The sequence below is a fragment of the Serratia sp. T13T92 genome, from assembly GCF_047530105.1.
Lineage (GTDB): Bacteria > Pseudomonadota > Gammaproteobacteria > Enterobacterales > Enterobacteriaceae > Chania > Chania fonticola.
In genome coordinates this window covers 84,976-104,270 of sequence record NZ_JBLJAK010000009.1, presented here as the reverse complement: position 1 = coordinate 104,270, position 19,295 = coordinate 84,976, and the positions used below count along the sequence as shown (strand labels likewise).

Annotated in this window: 19 protein-coding genes; 10 read left to right on the top strand and 9 right to left on the bottom strand. The window is 52.3% G+C overall.

The features are described 5' to 3' along the window. The first annotated feature begins 95 nt into the window (after positions 1-95). Positions 96-626: a GNAT family N-acetyltransferase gene (locus ACMV5I_RS11835; protein ID WP_121606330.1), complete on the top strand. Its 531-nt coding sequence runs from the start codon at positions 96-98 to the stop codon at positions 624-626. Here ACMV5I_RS11835 and ACMV5I_RS11830 read toward each other — a convergent pair. Further along, positions 609-1,484 carry a LysR family transcriptional regulator gene (locus ACMV5I_RS11830; protein ID WP_121606329.1) on the bottom strand — a complete coding sequence of 292 codons (876 nt, stop codon included), beginning with the start codon at positions 1,482-1,484 and terminating at the stop codon, positions 609-611. The two genes, ACMV5I_RS11835 and ACMV5I_RS11830, sit on opposite strands and share 18 nt — an antisense overlap. Positions 1,485-1,577: 93 nt before the next feature. Here ACMV5I_RS11830 and ACMV5I_RS11825 point away from each other — a divergent pair, with 93 nt between their 5' ends. Next, entirely contained in the window at positions 1,578-2,579 is a 1,002-nt protein-coding gene (locus ACMV5I_RS11825) for a nitrilase family protein (protein WP_414824424.1), read from the top strand. Between the two features lie 203 nt (positions 2,580-2,782). Here ACMV5I_RS11825 and ompX read toward each other — a convergent pair whose 3' ends face one another. Then, a complete protein-coding gene (gene ompX, locus ACMV5I_RS11820) occupies positions 2,783-3,301 on the bottom strand; it encodes an outer membrane protein OmpX (RefSeq protein WP_024484558.1) in 519 nt (172 codons plus the stop codon). A gap of 393 nt (positions 3,302-3,694) precedes the next feature. Between ompX and rhtA the strand changes: the two genes are divergently transcribed. Beyond that, positions 3,695-4,582 (top strand): threonine/homoserine exporter RhtA, encoded by an 888-nt coding sequence (gene rhtA, locus ACMV5I_RS11815; RefSeq protein WP_024484559.1) that lies wholly within the window; start codon positions 3,695-3,697, stop codon positions 4,580-4,582. A 133-nt stretch (positions 4,583-4,715) separates the two neighbouring features. Then, positions 4,716-5,183, top strand: coding sequence for an N-acetylneuraminate anomerase (nanQ, locus tag ACMV5I_RS11810; protein ID WP_202712376.1), 468 nt, complete (start codon positions 4,716-4,718; stop codon positions 5,181-5,183). Positions 5,184-5,226: 43 nt separating this feature from the next. On the opposite strand, the gene ACMV5I_RS11805 is transcribed toward nanQ, so the two are convergent. The 6 genes from ACMV5I_RS11805 to ACMV5I_RS11780 form a co-directional block, all read right to left on the bottom strand. Then, positions 5,227-6,432, bottom strand: a complete 1,206-nt coding sequence (locus tag ACMV5I_RS11805) for an aldose 1-epimerase family protein (protein WP_414824423.1) — start codon at positions 6,430-6,432, stop codon at positions 5,227-5,229. 271 nt (positions 6,433-6,703) lie between these two features. Next, entirely contained in the window at positions 6,704-7,237 is a 534-nt protein-coding gene (locus ACMV5I_RS11800; protein WP_202670775.1) for a shikimate kinase, read from the bottom strand. Between the two features lie 66 nt (positions 7,238-7,303). Then, positions 7,304-8,266: an aminoimidazole riboside kinase gene (locus tag ACMV5I_RS11795; protein ID WP_414824422.1), complete on the bottom strand. Its 963-nt coding sequence runs from the start codon at positions 8,264-8,266 to the stop codon at positions 7,304-7,306. 24 nt (positions 8,267-8,290) lie between these two features. Next, the gene (locus tag ACMV5I_RS11790; protein ID WP_414824443.1) at positions 8,291-9,634 is read right to left on the bottom strand and encodes a carbohydrate porin; all 1,344 of its coding nucleotides are present in this window, start codon (positions 9,632-9,634) and stop codon (positions 8,291-8,293) included. 205 nt (positions 9,635-9,839) lie between these two features. After that, positions 9,840-11,273: a glycoside hydrolase family 32 protein gene (locus ACMV5I_RS11785; protein ID WP_202670777.1), complete on the bottom strand. Its 1,434-nt coding sequence runs from the start codon at positions 11,271-11,273 to the stop codon at positions 9,840-9,842. 18 nt (positions 11,274-11,291) lie between these two features. Then, positions 11,292-12,533, bottom strand: coding sequence for an MFS transporter (locus ACMV5I_RS11780; RefSeq protein ID WP_121608933.1), 1,242 nt, complete (start codon positions 12,531-12,533; stop codon positions 11,292-11,294). A gap of 245 nt (positions 12,534-12,778) precedes the next feature. Between ACMV5I_RS11780 and ACMV5I_RS11775 the strand changes: the two genes are divergently transcribed. The 6 genes from ACMV5I_RS11775 (at position 12,779) to glnQ (ending at position 17,650) form a co-directional block, all read left to right on the top strand. Continuing rightward, positions 12,779-13,786, top strand: a complete 1,008-nt coding sequence (locus ACMV5I_RS11775) for a LacI family DNA-binding transcriptional regulator (RefSeq protein WP_202712378.1) — start codon at positions 12,779-12,781, stop codon at positions 13,784-13,786. 366 nt (positions 13,787-14,152) lie between these two features. Then, positions 14,153-14,656 (top strand): DNA starvation/stationary phase protection protein Dps, encoded by a 504-nt coding sequence (gene dps, locus ACMV5I_RS11770; RefSeq protein ID WP_202727051.1) that lies wholly within the window; start codon positions 14,153-14,155, stop codon positions 14,654-14,656. A 154-nt stretch (positions 14,657-14,810) separates the two neighbouring features. After that, the gene (locus ACMV5I_RS11765; RefSeq protein ID WP_021805127.1) at positions 14,811-15,077 is read left to right on the top strand and encodes a DksA/TraR family C4-type zinc finger protein; all 267 of its coding nucleotides are present in this window, start codon (positions 14,811-14,813) and stop codon (positions 15,075-15,077) included. 337 nt (positions 15,078-15,414) lie between these two features. Continuing rightward, on the top strand, positions 15,415-16,158 hold the full coding sequence (gene glnH, locus ACMV5I_RS11760) for a glutamine ABC transporter substrate-binding protein GlnH (RefSeq protein WP_024484570.1): 744 nt from the start codon (positions 15,415-15,417) through the stop codon (positions 16,156-16,158). 113 nt (positions 16,159-16,271) lie between these two features. Next, complete coding sequence (gene glnP / locus ACMV5I_RS11755; RefSeq protein WP_021805129.1) at positions 16,272-16,931, top strand: glutamine ABC transporter permease GlnP; 660 nt, start codon at positions 16,272-16,274, stop codon at positions 16,929-16,931. Continuing rightward, on the top strand, positions 16,928-17,650 hold the full coding sequence (gene glnQ / locus ACMV5I_RS11750; protein ID WP_121606320.1) for a glutamine ABC transporter ATP-binding protein GlnQ: 723 nt from the start codon (positions 16,928-16,930) through the stop codon (positions 17,648-17,650). Before glnP ends, glnQ begins: the two co-directional genes overlap by 4 nt. Before the next feature lie 280 nt (positions 17,651-17,930). Here the strand turns inward: glnQ and ACMV5I_RS11745 are convergent, their stop codons facing one another. Continuing rightward, complete coding sequence (locus ACMV5I_RS11745) at positions 17,931-19,235, bottom strand: methyl-accepting chemotaxis protein (RefSeq protein ID WP_414824420.1); 1,305 nt, start codon at positions 19,233-19,235, stop codon at positions 17,931-17,933. Between the last annotated feature and the right edge of the window lie 60 nt (positions 19,236-19,295).

Below are 19,295 nucleotides of genomic sequence, written 5' to 3'. Positions count from 1 at the left end.
CCGGTATTGCTAGAGCCAAAGCAGTTCGGCTACAGTAATGAGTATCTTGAGGCGTTGCTCCGGCAGCGCCTTTTCTCTTGTTCAGGAAGGAAGCCATGCCCACTCACACCGTTGCCCCCACCTTGATCACCGAACGTCTGGTCCTGGATGCCCACCGGCTGGAAGATTTTGACGATTTGGCCGCTATGTGGGCCGATCCTGCGGTAGTGCGCTATATCGGCAGCACGCCACGCGACAAGGAGGACAGCTGGGGCCGCCTGTTGCGCTACATCGGCCACTGGAAATTGCTGGGGTATGGCTACTGGGCGGTGCGGGAGAAAAACACCGGCAGGTATATCGGCGGCATTGGCTTCGCCGATTTTCACCGTGATATTCAACCCGCACTCGATGTCCCCGAAATGGGCTGGACGCTGATCACGGCTGCGCACGGTAAAGGTTATGCCACCGAAGCCTTGAATGCCGCACTAGTCTGGGCCAAAGAGAATTTCTCACAGGACAAAGTCGTTTGTATCATCTCGCCGGATAACCGCCCTTCGCTTGGCCTGGCGAAGAAAGTCGGCTTTGTGGCAAGCCACCGCAGCGAATACCACCAGCTGCCAACGGTGGTGTTATACCGGCCGCTGTGAGTTCAAGATACTCTGGATGAAATTATCCCGTAGCGCATCAGGCCGCTGCGGGTTCCACGCCAGCCCAACCTGCCACTGCGTCTGCTCGCCGCTTAACGGCAGAATATCGACCCCAGCCGGAGCAATAAACGCAATGCTTTGTGGCAACAGCGCCACGCCTATCCCCGCTGCCACCAGCGCCAGTAAGGTTTGGATATCCTCTGCCTGCTGTACCACGTTGGCCCGCAGCCCCTGAGCGGCAATAAAACGCAAAGCCTGCTCACTCAACCCTCGGCCACGCGAAGGCTCCAACTGTAACAGAGGAAAACGGTGGAAATCCGTCAACAGACTCTCCTCCTGCAACGCCATCGTTCTCGGCGCGGCCAGCACCAGCCGATCGTTCAGCAAAGGCAAAGCCTGCAAGGGAGCAACAACGGGCAAGCGTACAAATCCAGCCTGTAGATCGCCGCTTAGCAACAACTGGCATTGCCGTTCAGAAGGAAGATCCTCCAAGCCAACCACCACCGACGGAAAGCGCTGGCGAAATGCCGCCACCCGTTGCGGCGCCAGATGAAAGCTGGAAAGCCCAAAGCCTAAGGCCAGACGCCCGGTTTCCCCCTTCACCACCTGCACCGCGTACAGATGAAACTGCTCGTATTGAGTCAATAACTCCCGCGCTCTGGGCAGCAGTGCAGCACCGTTGGCCGTCAATTGCGCACCTTGGCGGCCCCGTTCAAACAGGCGGGTGCCCAGTTGCAGTTCGATGGCTTGAATTTGCTTACTCAACGCGGGCTGGGTGATGCACAGCCGCTCGGCGGCCAGGTGATAGCGCCCCAGTTCGGCCAACGCGACAAAGGCACGTAGTTGACGATTATCCATTCCATTAAGTTATCAAAAGAGGATTTTAATTGATTATACAGTAATCGATGCGGCTGCTGTAATTAGCGAACAAAAAACCCACAGGAGCTTGCTATGACCACGACCCTTCGTGCTGCGTCGGTACAATTTCAACACCGCGCCAACGACAAGAACTACAATCTCGGCGTTATGGAAGACTTTATCGCCCAAGCCGCCGCCGACAACGTACAGGTCCTCGCTTTCCCGGAAATGTGCATTACCGGCTACTGGCACGTACGCCATCTGGCCGACAGCGAAATCACCGCTTTAGCTGAGCCTATCGCCACCAGTCCTTCGCTGGCACGCATCCGCCCGCTGGCAGAGCGGTATCGAATGGCCATCGGCGTTGGGCTGATTGAGCTGGGTGAAGACGGCCAGCTGTACAACGCTTATGCGGTTTGCCTGCCGGATGGCCAAACTCATGTGCACCGCAAGCTCCACCCTTTTGAACATCCGCTAATCGCTAAAGGCGATAGTTATACCGTGTTTGACACCCCTTGGGGCGTTCGCATGGGGATCCTGATCTGCTGGGACAACAACCTGGTAGAGAACGCCCGTGCCACTACGCTGCTGGGTGCCGATATTCTGTTCGCCCCTCACCAAACTGGGGGGACAAACTCACGCAGCCCGCACGGCATGAAGCCGATACCGCTGGCGCTATGGCAGCAGCGTAAAGAAAATCCGGCGGAGATCGAAGAGGTTTTTCGCGGCGAAACTGGCCGCGGTTGGCTACTGCGCTGGCTGCCTTCTCGCGCCCATGATAATGGCCTGTTTATTTTGTTCAGCAACGGCGTGGGGCGAGACGATGATGAGGTGCGCACCGGCAATGCGATGCTGCTGGATCCTTATGGACGTATCCTGTCAGAGACCTGGGCAGCGCAGGACTCTATGGTCACCGCCGATCTGGATCTGAGCTTAATCCCCATGAGCAGCGGGCGGCGTTGGATCCACGGCCGTCGGCCAGAGCTCTATGGGTTGCTGACCGAGCCGCAGGGATATGAGCGCGATCCCCGCACGGCGCGTTTTTCATTGCAACCGACCACGGTATTGGGCAAGCCCGATAAATCGATGGATTAGCTAGAGGAGAAATTAGACGGGTACCACATTCAACTAAACGGGCGGAGCATGCAGCGCCCCCTTACGTATGGAGTCGGCTAACGCTAGAGGTTGTCGATCGTTTCAATAAGTTACCGGCAAAAAAAATCCGCCCCTAAAAGGCGGATTTTCATTGAGCATGACCAACAAGGTCACACCCTCATGCCCGAAGGCATGGGGAAATCTTAGAAGCGGTAACCTACACCCACATTCCAGGTGCCAACGTCAACGCTGCGGATACGGCTCTGCTCGTAACCCACGTCCAGAGCAACCTGTTGCATTGGGTTGAACTGCAGACCAGCACCGTAGGTGAAGCCGTAGTCGCTGGTGTTGTTGTGGTCTGAACCGTCTTGAGCGTTGGAAGTGAATTTACCATAGCCCACACCGATCACACCGTAGATGCTCGCCCAATCGTTGAAACGATAAGCAGGACCCGCAGTGATGGAGTTGTATTGTGCTTTGTTGTAGAAGCCGTCTTCAGAGTTGTTCTTTTCCAGGTGGGTGAAAGAACCGATCACACCCAGTGGGCTGTTGTCGTACTCGTAACGGTACTTCAGGTTGAAACCACCGGCCTTGTTGGCAACGCCTTGGAGATCGCCCTGGGCATAGCCAGCGGATACGGTGCTCTCACCAGCAAATGCGGTACCTGCTGTTACGGCCAATACACAAGCTGCTACTGCGGAAAGACATGCAATTTTTTTCATAACCACCTCAAACGCGTTTTATTATTAAAGTGCTTCAATTTCTCATACATTGAAAATATAGCAAAAATTAGCGTGAAACTCTGCCTTTAAATGAGTGTCTAAATCTTTGTATCGTGTAACAGAAGATTTCAAGAACACTATAGCATGCTAATTTTCCTATACTTTTCGCGAATTATACTCCTTTTTGTGACGCTAATCACCTATCTGAGTTCCAGAATACTCTTAAAAAAAGCGCACTTATTGGTTGCTTGAACCAAGTTGGCGCATATTTTTGACAGATTCAACCCGGTCCCCCGTTTTTCGCCAACACCTTGCTGCCAATTCCTTTACACTGTGCAACACCTGAATTCATTACCTTCCCAGACGCTGGGGAGTTCCATAAGGCCAGAAAGGATGTCTTCGTCTGTAACCACTAAAGCGTCTTCCACGCTGGTGCCCGTGTGTTTACTGATCATTGCCATGATCTCGATCCAAAGCGGGGCTTCATTAGCCAAAAGCCTGTTCCCGCTGGTGGGTGCCGAAGGCATCACCACCCTGCGCCTGAGCATCGGTACGCTGATCCTGTTTATCATTTTCCGTCCGTGGCGCATGCGTTTCGCCGCCGGTAGCCGGTTGCCCTTGCTGATCTATGGTCTGTCACTGGGGGCGATGAACTACCTGTTTTATCTTTCATTACGCACGGTGCCGCTGGGCATTGCGGTGGCACTGGAGTTTACCGGCCCGCTGGCGGTGGCAATGTTCTCTTCCCGCCGCCCGATCGATTTTATCTGGGTGGCGCTGGCGATTGCCGGTTTGTGGTTCCTGCTGCCGCTTGGCCACGATATGGGCAGTATCGATCCCGTGGGGGCAGCTTGTGCGTTGGGTGCCGGTGCTTGCTGGGCGATATACATTATTTTTGGCCAGAAGGCCGGAGGCGATCACGGGCCGGGCACCGTAGCCGTGGGGTCATTGATCGCCGCCATCGTGTTCTGCCCGATCGGTGCCTGGCAAGCAGGCAGTGCACTGTTGAACGTGGATATTCTACCGGTGGCGTTGGCCGTCGCGGTGCTGTCTACCGCGTTGCCTTACTCATTGGAAATTATCGCGTTACCCAAGATCCCCGCCCGTACCTTTGGCACCCTGATGAGCCTGGAACCGGCAATGGCCGCCCTTTCCGGCATGATCTTCCTCAACGAGCATCTTAACCAAACGCAATGGTTGGCATTGGCCGCCATCATTACCGCCTCCATGGGGGCCACGTTAACCATCAAGCCCAAGCCACAGGTTGAAAGCCTCTCGTGAGCCCGCTGGCGCCTGGCGGAAAGTCCACGGCGCCGCGCTCAAAAGGTTGCATGATTGCAAGCCAGTTAACTTTTTTCCTGAACAATAATAGACATACTCTCAGCAGGTCTTTTATTTATTAGGGAGCATCAGGATGATCTATGGCAGTTTGTACAACCCCCGCTTTGGACGTGGTCTCTCACCCGTTTTAGCCAATATCCTCAATACCGTACGTCAATATGATTTGCCTAACCTGCCGTTGGGCCGGCACGAGATCGATGGCGAACGGGTGTTTATGAACGTGATGGAGCTGATGACGGAGCCAGCAGAAAGCAAACGCGCCGAGCTTCATCAGGAGTATCTGGATATCCAGATCCTGATCGGCGGTGAAGAGCGGATCGATTTTGGCCTGCCAGACAGTTGGGAAAGCAACGATCTTTACGATGAAAGCAAAGATCTGCAATGGCTGGATATCAAACGCAGCCCGCAAACCCTGAACCTAATGCCGGGCATGTATGTAATCTTCTTCCCATTGGAGCCGCACAAACCCGGCTGCCAGATAACTGAGCCGAAAAACATCAAGAAAGTGGTAGTGAAAGTCCACTACGAACTGCTGCTTTGACGCCAAAGAGCCGGTCGCTTGACCGGCTCCCCCTCACCAGATGCTATTCCACCGCAATTGGAGTATCGACCAGTTTAACTTCACGGTCACCTTGCAGCGTTTTTATCTTGTTTTGGTACTCTTTTACTTGTTCAGCATTGTTCAGCAAAGTGTAAGTCAGCTCGAAATCGGTACTCTTCCCAGGCTGTAATTGTTTGATTCGCCCCTGCTCACGTTCGATTTTTACCGGATAGGCATAGCTGGTCCCTGGCTCAATCCCGGTAACATAGCCCTGACGTTCAGTATCCGTGTTTTTCCACAACGTCAAAACCGGCAACTGGTGAGTATCAAAACCAATTGCAACTCCCCGATCCGCTTTCTTGTTGTTCATCATCGCCAGGGTTTTTCCTTGAGAATCACTGTAAGGCACGATGTTGAACACCATCTCGTCAAAGCCTTTGGTAGGCCCCAGGTAAGTATGCCAATCTTTCAAACCGCCCTTGGCATAATCATTAAACGGCGAAATCTCCTTGATTGCCGCACTGAACACCGCTCCCTCTTCCAGCAGCGGCTTACCGAAGTTACTGTGATAAATAATCTGATAGTCACGCGGATAATCAGCATGATTGGTTAGACGATCGTGAACCGTAAACTGCTGCGTCCCGGGGACGTAACGCAGTTCAGTCCAGGTTTCCAGATTACTTTTCTTAAAGGTATTCTCTTTCAGCAGACCGCGGATACGGATTTCATACGGCGCTTTTTCTGCAATTTCTACCACCACCTTGGAAGCCGGGGTATTTCCTGCACGCCCGTGTAACGTATACAGCGTGCCGTTTTCTACGCCCGGGTGCCCGGTCCATTCGTAGCCGCAGCGCACCAGCATTTCGTTAAAACCGTCAAGCCAACCTACCCCGTTGCGACTCTCCAGGTTGATATAAGCCGGGTTGACCACCTCGGTCACCGGCGAATCCCACCCCAACCTTACGCCGGAACCATTGACATGCAGAATATCCATACCGCGCGTTGGGCTAAGGGTGATGGTCAACCCCTCACTGGTCAGGGTAAGGACTTTCGATCCCTCTTGCTTGCCACCATGCAAGACTTGCTGTTGCAAGCTGAAGCGCTGAGCGGGAATTTTCAGCTGTGAGCTGTCAATCCGCCAATTGCCAAGTTCAATACCGTTCTCACTGTCGGTTAATATGATAGTTTGAGCACCGGCATACCCAGAAATCAAAGAGATAGCGAGCGAAAGTACAGTAAGCTTGTTCATTTATTGTTCCGTCCTGGTTAGCTGAATGGTTTTAGCAAAACCATCACAAACTAAGTTCTTAGCCCACTTGAAAATGCGATGAGGGTCACTTTTTCTACAATGAGGATGGATAAAACAAAAATTTCGTGACCTACAGCCAGTAAAATTATGAACATTGGAGCTTATCTGACAAATTAATCAGATGAAGATCATGTTCCAGGCTGAAGTAGATTCAGCCTGGAACAGAGGTTCATGCCTAGCGAACATTAAAAGCTGAATCGAATAAAGCTCACTAACAGAGGCTAGCCAGAAAAGCCGCTGTTTCCGCCGGAGAGCGCAGTTGGATAAAACGAATATGGCGATTGGCTGGGTCCTGCTGGTCCGCCAGATACTTTATACGATTCTTGCGGTAGGTTTTGATGGTCCACAGGATGATCGACTCACGGCTAAAGAAAGAGCGGTGAAAGCTCTCGCAATTGCCGGTATCGGACCAGAGCTCAGTCTTGTGCCAAGCCCGCACCGATGCGCGGCGAACGGCCTGCCATAGCGTGCGACAGAATCCGTAGTCAACCCAGACAACCCAATCAACGTCCCGCCATTTCACGGCTTTGGTACGGGTATAGTTGCCATCCAATACCCACCCCGCAGGGGCTGATACCAACGCCTGCTCGACCAGGTGCAAAAACTCGTCATCTGAGGCATTTTGCCAGTGTGGCCGCCAGTAAAGCTTATCCATTTCGATATAAGGTACGGCCAGCTTTTGCGCCAATTGGCGGGCAACGGTGCTTTTACCGCTGCCACTGGTGCCCACCACATTAATTTTCATGCTTTCCGTCGGTATCCATTTTAACTGACTTATAGACACCTGATATTACAATAGGTCTGCTGCATTTCACTCAAGAAGGTTTATAGAATTAACCTTAAATGTCAGTCTATGCTCAGATTCAATAAAACTTCTGACCCCCTCCGCATCGGGTAATGCTGATAAAGCTCCTTTTTGTGTAGTCGCCAACGCGCCACAGGCGCTGGCTTGCGTCAGGGCTAATTTCAATTGTTCAAAATCCTGCAAACCATTTCCGAGAGAGATATTTGCCAACAATCCAGCGATAAAAGCATCTCCTGCCCCCGTCGTATCTACACTTTTCACCTTATACGAGTCTACGTGTATGACCAGGTCTTGCCATAAGGCGATAGCCCCTTGGATACCACGGGTGACAATTTTAAGGCTAGAAGGAAATCGCTTTACTCTTTCCAACGCTTTTTCATAATGAGTCGTACCGGTTATCCAATATAATTCTTCTTCTGAGAGTTTTAAAATATCTGACTGATGAGCAAATTCAGTTACCGTTGCCAGCATCTCCTGTGGATTTCCCCACATTTTCTCCCGCAAGTTGACATCAAAGCTCAAGATGCCACCGCGTTGCTTTAGTAAACTTATCGCCTTGACCAAGGTCTCCCGACTCTGCTTGGCAACCAGAGCCAACGAACAAAAGTGCAATATATCATCATCAAAATCGGGTAGATTTTTAGAGGAGATAAACTGGTCGGCAGAAGGATTCACCAGAAATGTAAAACTGCGATCGCCATCATTCCCCAGCGCTACCAGCACGGTACTGGTATGATATTGCTCATCAAATTGTATATACTGCGTTTCGACTCCCTCTGAATAGAGCGTTTGCTGGAGAAAGTGGCCAAATGGGTCATCACCAACTCTGCCAATAAAACCACAATCACATCCCAAACGAGCTGCACCCACAGCAACATTTAACGGCGCACCACCAGCGCAAGCTTTATATTGCCTATCTGGCTGAGGTAATAAATCGATTACCGCATCACCAACTGTCCACAGTTTCATGTGTATTTCCTTAACGACACAATTTTAGAATAAATATTTGAAGCGTACCCTCATGCCATAGCGCATATCGGTGTCACCTGGATTTATCGTCGAAGCATCCAGCCAGGAAGCATAAGCCCCTAGGTAGGTATTAAAGTTTGGCATATCCATAATATTCGGCAGTTGCCAGGAAGTATGAATGGTGTGGATATCGTAGTTTCCTGGTGCCAGGATCGCGCAATCGCCGTCGCATTCAGCATTCACACTGTCCATATTGAAGCGGTCGATTTTATTATGCGCGTAGATATAGCCCAGCTCAACGCGGTGCCATAGCGCATTGATACCTGCGCTGAAGTTCTTTTCATCCGTCGCATCAAGATATGCGGTGCTCAGGTTCACCACCGCCCCGTTCTGCGCATCGGTTTTCAGCGTGTTCCAGCTCATGGTCATGCCGTAGCCGGTTCGACTGGACTGATCGACCCAAAGGCCCTGCTGATTCTGATAGCCGTAGGCATTATTAACAAGGTTGCTCTCCAGTGCTGCAGCCACCGACCACTCGCCGGATTGCCACGCGGCTACAGGGCGCACGTAAACGACGTTTTTACGACTATCCAGCGCGTTGCCATGATAGTTCTGGTCGACAAACAGCGAACTACCGTCCTCCACCAGCGTATTCACTTCAAAATACCAGTTATCAAGCGTTTTACTGAACAGGAAGTTGCCTCCGCTGCTGCTGCGCCCGCGCCCCTCTTTCATCATGTAAATGTAGCCGTAGCCGTCGGAATACAGGTCGTTGGCCGTATTACCCGAATATTGAATAAAGGTATCCTGATTAAGCGGAAACATATCAAATGCTTCAAAACGCCCCATTTTAATCTTCCAGTCATCCTGCTGGCCGAAGAAAAATGCCGCATCATCAAGATTCATTTTGCCATTCATATCCGCAAGCGGCTGTACGCTGAAGCCGGCATATTTCCCATTCGACCCTTTACGTAATCCATCAAAGCCAAGCAGTATACGCCCGTTAATATCCCAGCGTTCTTTATCGCCCGGCGCCCAGTTTTTATTAGCGCTGGTTTTCAACGAGGTCAGACTGCCGGTACGGCTAGCGCCATCCATATTAAACTCAAGGTCACCATAGAATTTTAATTCGCCATAGTCATTAAGCTGTAATGCCGGCTTGGTCGGTGTCACGTTGGCCACCGTTACCGGTGTATCCTGCCGTTTCAGCGCACGAATCTCCGTCTCCGCACGGACGGCCCGCTGCTCGGTCTCGTTCAGCCGCTGTTCCAGGTACGCCAAACGCTCCTCGATGGATAGAGGTGCTTGGGCGTTCGCGTAAGCGCTTGCTAAAAGCGTGAGCAAACAGCCGACCCGGAATTTTTTCACATGTATACCATCATTATTTTTCATCATTAATCCATCATTATTTAATTTATATTTATGGGTGAAGCTCGATGATGACGACAATAATTACCCACCCGTCATGACAAACGGGTTATTAATACATTTAAAACCTATGCTTTAAATCGTTCGGGATGCGGCACCAGCGTGCGAAATACTTTAGCTACCACATCCCTGACATATAAATAGATTATTCGAGCTGCCAGGCCCCCGCCTCAGATAGGGAGGCCGAACCGCTCCAGGAAAATAGCATTAGCTCACGGCGCGCAGCGTCCGGGTAAATACGGCTACTGAGGCACGCTTCGCCATCATTAGCAAAAACTTCCACGGAGGAGCTATCAAAGAACAACCGCAGTTTAAGCGATGCTCCTGCTGTCAACGGTACGCTTCGTACCCCGCACAGGCCATACTGCGGATAACGGCGCTCCAGAACCAGACGCTGCATCTGCGCATCAACATAAACGCGCAGACCGTCGCCGAAGCTGATGCCATACTGTTCTGCGCTGCTGTTAACACAATCCCAGTTTAGGATCACCTCCATCGCTTCGCAGTTTTCTACCATCGTAGTCTGCTGATTTTTCAACGTGCTGACTGGCCATGGGAACCACGCGCCACGCAGGCCCTCTACCTCTTTGGCCGGGCGCATTTGCAGACGGTTGTCTGCGCCGAGGCTCAGTTCTCGCGGAAGAGAGAGCATTCCCGCCCAGCCATCTTGCTGTTCGGGCAACGGCGATTCCCACATATCCAGCCAGCCGATAACGATGCGGCGGCCATCGGGAGTCAGGAAGCTTTGCGGTGCATAAAAATCGTGGCCGTGGTCGATTTCAATAAACTCGCTTTTGCGAACAAACGGCTGCCCCGGTTGCCATTCACCAAGCAGATAGCCGCTCTGGAACAGATTACGGTTGTTGAAACCTTCAGCCGCCATCCCCTGGGGAGAAAACATCAGGATGCGTTTATCCTCGAGGCTGAAAAAGTCCGGGCACTCCCACATATAGCCCATCTCTTTTTCCGCCTCATCAAGGACTCCGGCATCGTGCCACTGATGCAGGTCGGCGGAACGATACAGGCGCACCTGGCCGGTCTCGCCATCGCGAGCGCCGACTATCATGTACCAGCTATCCCCTTCACGCCACACCTTCGGATCGCGGAAATGGTGCAGACCCGGTGGAGTATCCACCACGATCCCCTGGCGCTCGAAGTAGACGCCGTCGCGGCTAGTCGCAAGACACTGCACCTGATAAAGGTTAGCCTCATCGCTGGCGTCGCCATGGAATTTATGCCCGGTATAAATCAACGCCAGCGTGTCGCCATCAACAACCGCCGAGCCAGAGAAACAACCGTCTTTATCTTCCGGGCCTTCCGGAGCTAGCGCGACCGGCAGGTGCTCCCAATGAACCAGATCTTTACTGCGCGCATGGCCCCAGTGCATCGGCCCCCACTGCGTGGAATACGGATGATGCTGGTAAAAAGCGTGATACCAACCATCAAACCAGACCAGACCGTTAGGATCGTTAATCCAGCCCGCGCGTGCGGCAAGATGGTAGCGCGGATACCAACGCAAGTTCAGCGTTTCACGTTTAGCCTGCAGTTCCTGTTCAGCCTTGGATATTGAATACGTCATATTCTTTACTCTTTTCAATCATATAGCGGAAGGTTGCGACATCAGAGGATCTGAAGATAACTTACTGGAGCGCAACAGGAAGATGGAGATAAAGGTGGTGCAGAACACCAGGAGTCCCATAATCAGATAGGATTGGGCAAAGCCGTATTTTTCGTAGCTATAGCCTGCCAGCGGCGACAGTACCGAAGCGATAACCGAGCTGGTGCAGGCGAACCCCACCAGATAGAGGGTGGCAGACAGGCGTTTGTCGAAATTCAAGCTGTTGTATTTAAAGATAGCGACCAGCAGGATCGGCAGCTCTACCGCGTGCAACAGTTTAGTGATGGAAATCAGCAGCGGCCCTTCCACCAGCCCGGAGGCCACCATACGCAACGCCATCACCATCCCGGCGAAAATCAGACCATTTTTCGCGCCGATGCGGTTCACTAACCACGGGGCGCAAAACATCCCGGCGGCTTCGAGGAACACCTGGAACGAGTTGAGATAACCGTACATGGCGTTGCCTTCCTGCAACGTTGGGAACTGTGAAGAGAAGTAAACCGGGAACTGCTGATCGTAAACGCCGTAAATGCAGGTACCGATGACGAAAAACACCAGCGCCCAGAAGCGCGGCAGCGTCAGCAGACGCAGCACGTCATCCAGCTTCACTTTGCCACCGGACACCGCCTCCTGCATCGCATGCGGTGCAGATGACACCCGCAGCCGCGCCAGCAGGATAAAGAACACCAGCCCGGCACAGCTGGAGACCGCGAAGTTGAGTTTCGGGTTGATGTTAAACAGCAGCCCTGCGAAGAACGTCGCCACCGCCCAGCCCAGCGATCCCCACATCCGCGCCTTGCCGAATTCGAACTGGCTCTGGCGCGCCACGCGTTCGGTGTACGATTCGAGCACGCCGATACCGCCGTTAAAGGTTATGCCGATATAGATCCCACCGAAGATACTTCCGAGCAATATATTGATTTGTAACAGATAACTAAACAACAAATAGGCTGGCCCGGAAAGGATTAACAGCCCGGTAAGGGTCCAGAGCAGGTTTTTACGCAGGCCGAGTTTATCCTGGATAAAGCCGTAGAAGATTTGCGCAAATAACGCGGAGACAGAGAGCACCGCGTAGATAATACCGGTATCTCCCGCTTTCAGCCCCACTTCCTGGTGCAACCAGATGGAGAGTAAAGAGCCAGTAGAGGACCAGGACACGAAAAAGAAGAACAGTAATGCACTGAGTAGTGGGTAGCTATGAGAGTGATGCGCTTTCATTATGGCATTCTCGTATTGGAATAATGCTCGCATGGTAACGTTAACAAATAAAAAGGCGCTTGTCGTTTTGCTGAGATTCATGATGTTAATCACAAAAGTTAACGTTAACATTGAAAAAATGAGATCGCGATCAAAAATTACTCGCTACGGTTCTTTCGCTTTCTACGACAGAATAGCCGCTGAACCTTTTACATCAGTAACTTCGTCGTATAGCCTGTTACCTGAGAGTAATGAAGAGAGTAATAGATATGGCTTCTCTAAAGGATGTGGCGAAACTGGCCAATGTGTCGCTCATGACGGTCTCCCGCGCGCTCAATAGCCCGGAAAGGCTAAAGCCTGAGACCCTGGCACGCGTGCAGGTCGCCATCAATGAGACCAATTACGTTCCCGATTTGTCAGCGAAAAAAATACGCGGTGCTCATGCTACGCCGAATACTATCGGGGTGCTGGCTCTCGATACTGTTACCACGCCATTCTCGGTGGAAATCACTCTGTCGATCGAAGAGACTGCCCGTGCGTATGGCTGGAACAGTTTCGTGGTAAATATGTTCTCTGACGATAACCCAGATACCATTGTCGACCTTCTGCTTTCACACCGGCCAGACGGCATCATCTACACCACCATGGGGCTACGTCAGGTGCCACTGCCGCCCAAACTGCTCAGCCTCCCGTGCGTGCTGGCCAACTGTGAAAGTTTGCACGATCCTGTCGCCAGCTACATTCCGGACGACGAACAAGGTCAGTTCGAGGCGGTCCAGGCTCTGCTCGCGGCAGGTCATCGTCAACCACTCTGCCTGCATCTGCCAAAACACCATCTTGCCACCTTGCGTCGCCGTCAGGGACTTGAGCGCGCCTGCCGGCAAGCAGGTATCAATCCTGACCCCCTCATGCATGTCTATATGGAGCATGGCGATGAGCACTACCGTGATATCCCAGCCATTGTGCTAGCGCATATCAAGCAGGGTAATCCGATGTTCGACTCGGTCATATGCGGCAACGATCGTATCGCCTTTATGGTCTATCAGACGCTACTGGCGCAGGGCCTGCGCATACCACAAGATGTGGCAGTCGTGGGTTACGACAATATGGTTGGCATTGGCGAGCTATTCTTACCGCCGCTCTCGACGGTACAACTGCCGCATTACGAAATAGGTCGTCATGCTGCGCTGCATATTATCCAGGGCAAGACGCAGACCGATACGGTCAAGATACCCGCGCCCTTGCTCAACAGAGACTCGATCCATAGCAAGCTGTGATGGTACAAAAAAGAGTTACGGCGCACACCCTGGGGATAATTGGCTATCAATATGAATTAATGGAAAAAACAAGCCCTATTTCAACGCTCAGAAACACCCTGCAATAATTGCGCATTGAAATATCCCTTCAATCGGTGTCTATTATTAGTGGGGGATCTCAACCCTTACCCTCCAAAAGCTTAAAAAACGTTTCTTATCAACACATCACGAATCATCAAATATGCCATACGCCTTTCTACTGAAAATATCCAGCGGTTATTGCCTATTTATTTAATCGCCCTTTTCGCCCTGCAAAATAAATTTAAGCTGCTATAATTTCTCCCGTAACAAAATAGGATTACACCCATCAAGAAGAGGATATCTATTATGAGTACCGCTAAACTGGTGAAAACGAAATCTTCTGACCTGTTGTACACACGTAATGACGTGGATGAGCAAACCAAGCAGGCCGCAATCAAGGCGCTGAACCATCAGGTTGTGCAGTTCATCGATCTGTCGTTGATCACCAAGCAGGCGCATTGGAACATGCGTGGTGCCAATTTTATTGCCGTGCATGAAATGCTTGACGGCTTCCGCACCGCCATCACCGACCATCAAGATACTTTTGCAGAACGTGTCGTACAACTCGGTGGCGTTGCGCTGGGTACGGTACAGGTGGTGAATGACAAAACCCCGCTGAAAAGCTATCCGACCAATATTCACAGCGTGCAAGATCACCTGAAAGCGCTGGCCGATCGTTATGCAGTCGTCGCCAACGACATCCGCCAAGCCATCACGGAAGTTCCGGATGAAGACACCGCAGACATGTTCACCGCTGCATCGCGCGATCTGGACAAGTTCCTGTGGTTTATCGAATCCAATATCGAATAAAGCCAGACATATTGGCACGAAACAACAGGTTGTGGGCCTTGCCCCAGCCTGTTTTTTTATCTGCAAGCCGAGTTGTATAAAAAACAGGCTGGATTACACTGATTATGATCCAATCAGGGTTGCAAGCATTCACAGGTTCAATAGTGAGGTGGTCATGGCAGGCGGATGGACAGCGGACGGCGCAGTGCAGGATCAAATCGACTCAACGGTAGATGATGCCGTACAACGTGCTCGTCAGGCGCTCGGCCACGGCGAAAGCGAACACTATTGCCAGGAATGTGGCACAGAGATCCCCGAAGCCCGGCGTCTGGCGCTGCAAGGGGTGCGTTACTGTGTTAACTGCCAAGCTGAAATGGATAAAAAACAGGCTGCCAGCAGCCTATTCAATCGCCGGGGCAGTAAAGACAGCCAGCTGCGTTAACCCGACTTCCCTTCAAAACACGCCTGTTTGCACCAAATGAAATCGGACTATGGCTATAAAGTTAGAGTTAGTTATCATTATTGATCGATAATTGTTAATTATCGGTTGTTTCCCGGCTATTGTTTAGTTGATGATAGCTCCGTTGCACCACCACGGTCGCGCTGCACCATTTTGGTGCCCACCTATGGTGCATAAAAATTATAATTGGCTATCCAAACCCAACATCACAACGCAACCCCTTGTTTTTATAATGATTGCAAACTTGGCACGATTCTTCCATAGCACAAAATGCAACATAAAAAATGGGTAATCCGCAACCTGTACAGGAATTCCTCTCATGAAGTCTATTTTTAAAGTTTCCCTGGCCGCACTTTCCCTGGCCTTCGCCGTTAGCTCTCACGCAGCAGACAAGCTGGTTGTCGCCACGGACACCGCTTTCGTGCCGTTTGAATTCAAACAAGGTGACCAATACGTCGGTTTCGATATCGACCTGTGGGCGGCGATTGCCAAAGAGCTGAAGCTGGATTACACCCTGAAGCCAATGGACTTTAGCGGCATCATTCCTGCGCTGCAAACCAAGAACGTCGATCTGGCGCTGGCCGGTATCACCATTACCGACGAACGCAAAAAAGCGATCGACTTCTCCGACGGCTACTACAAAAGCGGCCTGCTGGTGATGGTCAACGCTAACAATGACAGCGTGAAAGGCATCCAGGATCTGGACGGCAAAGTGGTGGCAGTGAAGAGCGGCACCGGCTCGGTGGATTACGCCAAGCAGCACATCAAAACCAAAGATCTGCGTCAGTTCCCGAACATCGACAACGCCTATATGGAACTGGGCACCAAGCGTGCTGACGCCGTGCTGCACGATACGCCAAACATCCTGTACTTCATCAAAACTGCAGGCGCTGGCAAGTTCAAAACCGTAGGCGAATCCCTTGAAGCCCAGCAGTATGGCATCGCCTTCCCGAAAGGCAGCGACGAGCTGCGTGAAAAGGTCAATGCCGCACTGAAAACGCTGCGCGACAACGGGACTTACAACGAAATCTACAAAAAATGGTTTGGTACCGAACCTAAGTAATTGATGAAGTTAATAAGCCAATAAGTTAATAGTTAAGCACAGGGGAGGTGTACCCGCCCCCTGTGCTTTGTTGTTTATTGATCCCCTTGCTTGGATCACCGGGAGATAACACTATGCAATTCGACTGGAGCGCCATTTGGCCCGCCATCCCAATTTTGTTAGAAGGCGCCAAGATGACCCTGTGGATTTCGGTCCTCGGTCTGATTGGCGGCCTGATCATCGGCCTGGTTGCCGGCTTCGCCCGCACCTATGGCGGCTGGATCGCCAACCATGTGGCACTGGTATTCATTGAAGTGATCCGCGGCACGCCGATTGTGGTACAGGTGATGTTTATCTACTTCGCCCTGCCGATGGCCTTTAGCGATTTCCGCATTGATCCTTTCACCGCCGCCGTGGTCACCATCATGATCAACTCGGGCGCCTATATTGCGGAAATTACCCGTGGTGCGGTGTTGTCGATCCACAGCGGTTTCCGCGAAGCCGGGCTGGCGCTGGGGCTATCACGCCGCGAGACCATTCGCTATGTCATCATGCCGCTGGCACTGCGCCGCATGCTGCCGCCATTGGGAAACCAGTGGATCATCAGCATCAAGGATACTTCGCTGTTCATCGTGATCGGTGTAGCGGAACTGACCCGTCAGGGGCAGGAAATTATTGCCGGTAACTTCCGCGCGCTGGAAATCTGGAGCGCCGTTGCGGTGGTGTACCTGATTATTACCCTGATGCTGAGCTTCGTGCTGCGTCGTCTGGAAAGAAGGATGAAAATCCTGTGATTGAATTTAAAAACGTCTCCAAGCACTTCGGCCAGACCCAGGTGCTGCACAATATCGATCTGCATATCAAACAGGGTGAAGTGGTGGTGATCATCGGGCCTTCTGGTTCCGGTAAATCAACCCTGCTGCGCTGCATCAACAAACTGGAAGAGATCACCAGTGGTGAACTGGTGGTCGACGGCCTGAGGGTGAACGATCCGAAGGTTGACGACCGCCTGATCCGTCAGGAAGCCGGTATGGTGTTCCAGCAGTTCTACCTGTTCCCGCACCTGACGGCGCTGGAAAACGTCGCCTTTGGCCCAATCCGCGTACGCGGTTTGAAGAAGGCCGATGCCGAAAAGCTGGCACACACGCTGTTAGCCAAGGTTGGGTTGGCCGAGCGTTCTCACCACTACCCTTCCGAGCTTTCCGGCGGGCAGCAGCAGCGGGTGGCCATTGCCCGGGCGTTGGCGGTGAAGCCTAAAATGATGCTGTTCGATGAACCCACCTCGGCGCTCGATCCGGAATTGCGTCACGAAGTGCTGAAGGTCATGCAGGATTTGGCCGAAGAAGGCATGACGATGGTGATCGTGACTCACGAAGTCGGCTTTGCCGAAAAAGTGGCCTCACGCCTGATCTTCATCGACAAAGGCCGGATCGCCGAAGATGGCAACCCTCATGACCTGATCAACAACCCGCCAAGCCCACGCCTGCGTGAGTTCTTGCAGCACGTTTCCTGAAGCGATAAACAAAAAGCCCCGCAAGGGGCTCAGATTGATGACAAAGTGGCAATATTGCTGAATGGGTCGGGATCTATCTATACCAGTATTTGCTAACCCATTGATTATCCAGTCGGGCGCAGCATGCAGCGCCCCTACATTGTAAGCCCGGTGAGGGTTTGTCAGCAGTCTCAAGCCCCGCAAGGGGCTTTTTATTGATGGCAATGATTGCTCAATCACATGTTCAATTGCAGAGTCATGCTCGCTGCACCCGTTTAACAGTATGCAACTCTGCAAAACCTCAGTGGATCACGTCACCCTGTTTGACCGAGGTAAACGCCTGCATCAGCTTGACCACGTCCTGCATACCTACATTGACCTGATTGATCACCTCCCCGGCATCCTTGGCTAGCGCCACGCCGCCGCCCGCCTGTTCTACGCAGGTCACCATCTTGTTGATTGCCGCCGTTACCCCTTGCTGAATGGTTTTGGTGACTTGCTCAATCTCGCTGGCCGCTTTACGGGACTGTTCGGCCAAGGTACGCACCTCATTAGCCACTACGGAAAAACCGCGCCCATGCTCGCCCGCATGCGCCGCTTCGATCGAGGCGTTAATCGCCAGTAGATTGGTCTGGGCGGCGATTTTGCGGATCGCCTCCACCATATTGCCAATCTGTTGCGAACAGCGCCCCAAATCGCTGACCACGTCCGAAGTCTGCCGCGCGGCCATCTCCACCTGCTGCATCCCCTGCACCGCCTGCTGCACAATGATCGCCCCTTGCGCAGCGGTTTTATCGGTCCCCATGGAGAGATGGTGGACATTTCGCACCATTTCCTCTTCATGTTGCTGTTGGAAAGTCTGGCGGGTGATGTCCTGGGCGATTTTCACCACCTTTAATACCCGCCCTTCATTGTCGATGATTGGGTTGTAGCTGGCTTCCAGCCATACCCGCTCCCCACGCCGGTTGATGCGCTCGAAACGCCCGGTCAAAAACTCCCCCTGGGCCAGCCGTTGCCAGTGCTGATGATACTCGTCAGAGTCGGCGAACTCCGGCGTACAAAGTATGCTGTGCGCCTGGCCGCGTGCCTCTTCCAGCCGATAGCCCATCAGATCGAGCATATTGTCGTTGGCATCCAGGATGATGCCGGTTGGCGAGAAGGTGATCATCGCCATTGAGCGATTTAGCGCCGTTAACAGGCTCTGATGCTCCTGGGCCTGAGTGATACGGCTGGTCACCTCGCTGGCGATCTTGATGATCTCCACCACCTCACCGTGCTTATTTAACACCGGGGTATAAGTACCCTGCAGCCAGACCACTTCACCATCCTTGCGAATACGCCTGATATTATCGGTAATGGCTTCGCCGCGATTTAACCTTTGCCAATGCCGCTGATAGGCCGGGCTGGCGACATAGCTTTGATCGCAGAAAATACGATGATGCTGACCAATGACTTCCTGGCGCTCAAACCCCATCGTTTGCAAGAACAGATCGTTGGCACGTAATACGGTGCCGTCGGGTTTAAATACGATCATCGCTACCGCGTCTTCAATGGCTGCTAATTCAGCATGCCACGGGCTTTTTGACTGGCGGAGGTTTAAAAACATCGGGTAAATCCTTCTGGCAGATGGAGTTAACGGCAAGCACTCTCTATTTTTTCTGCATCT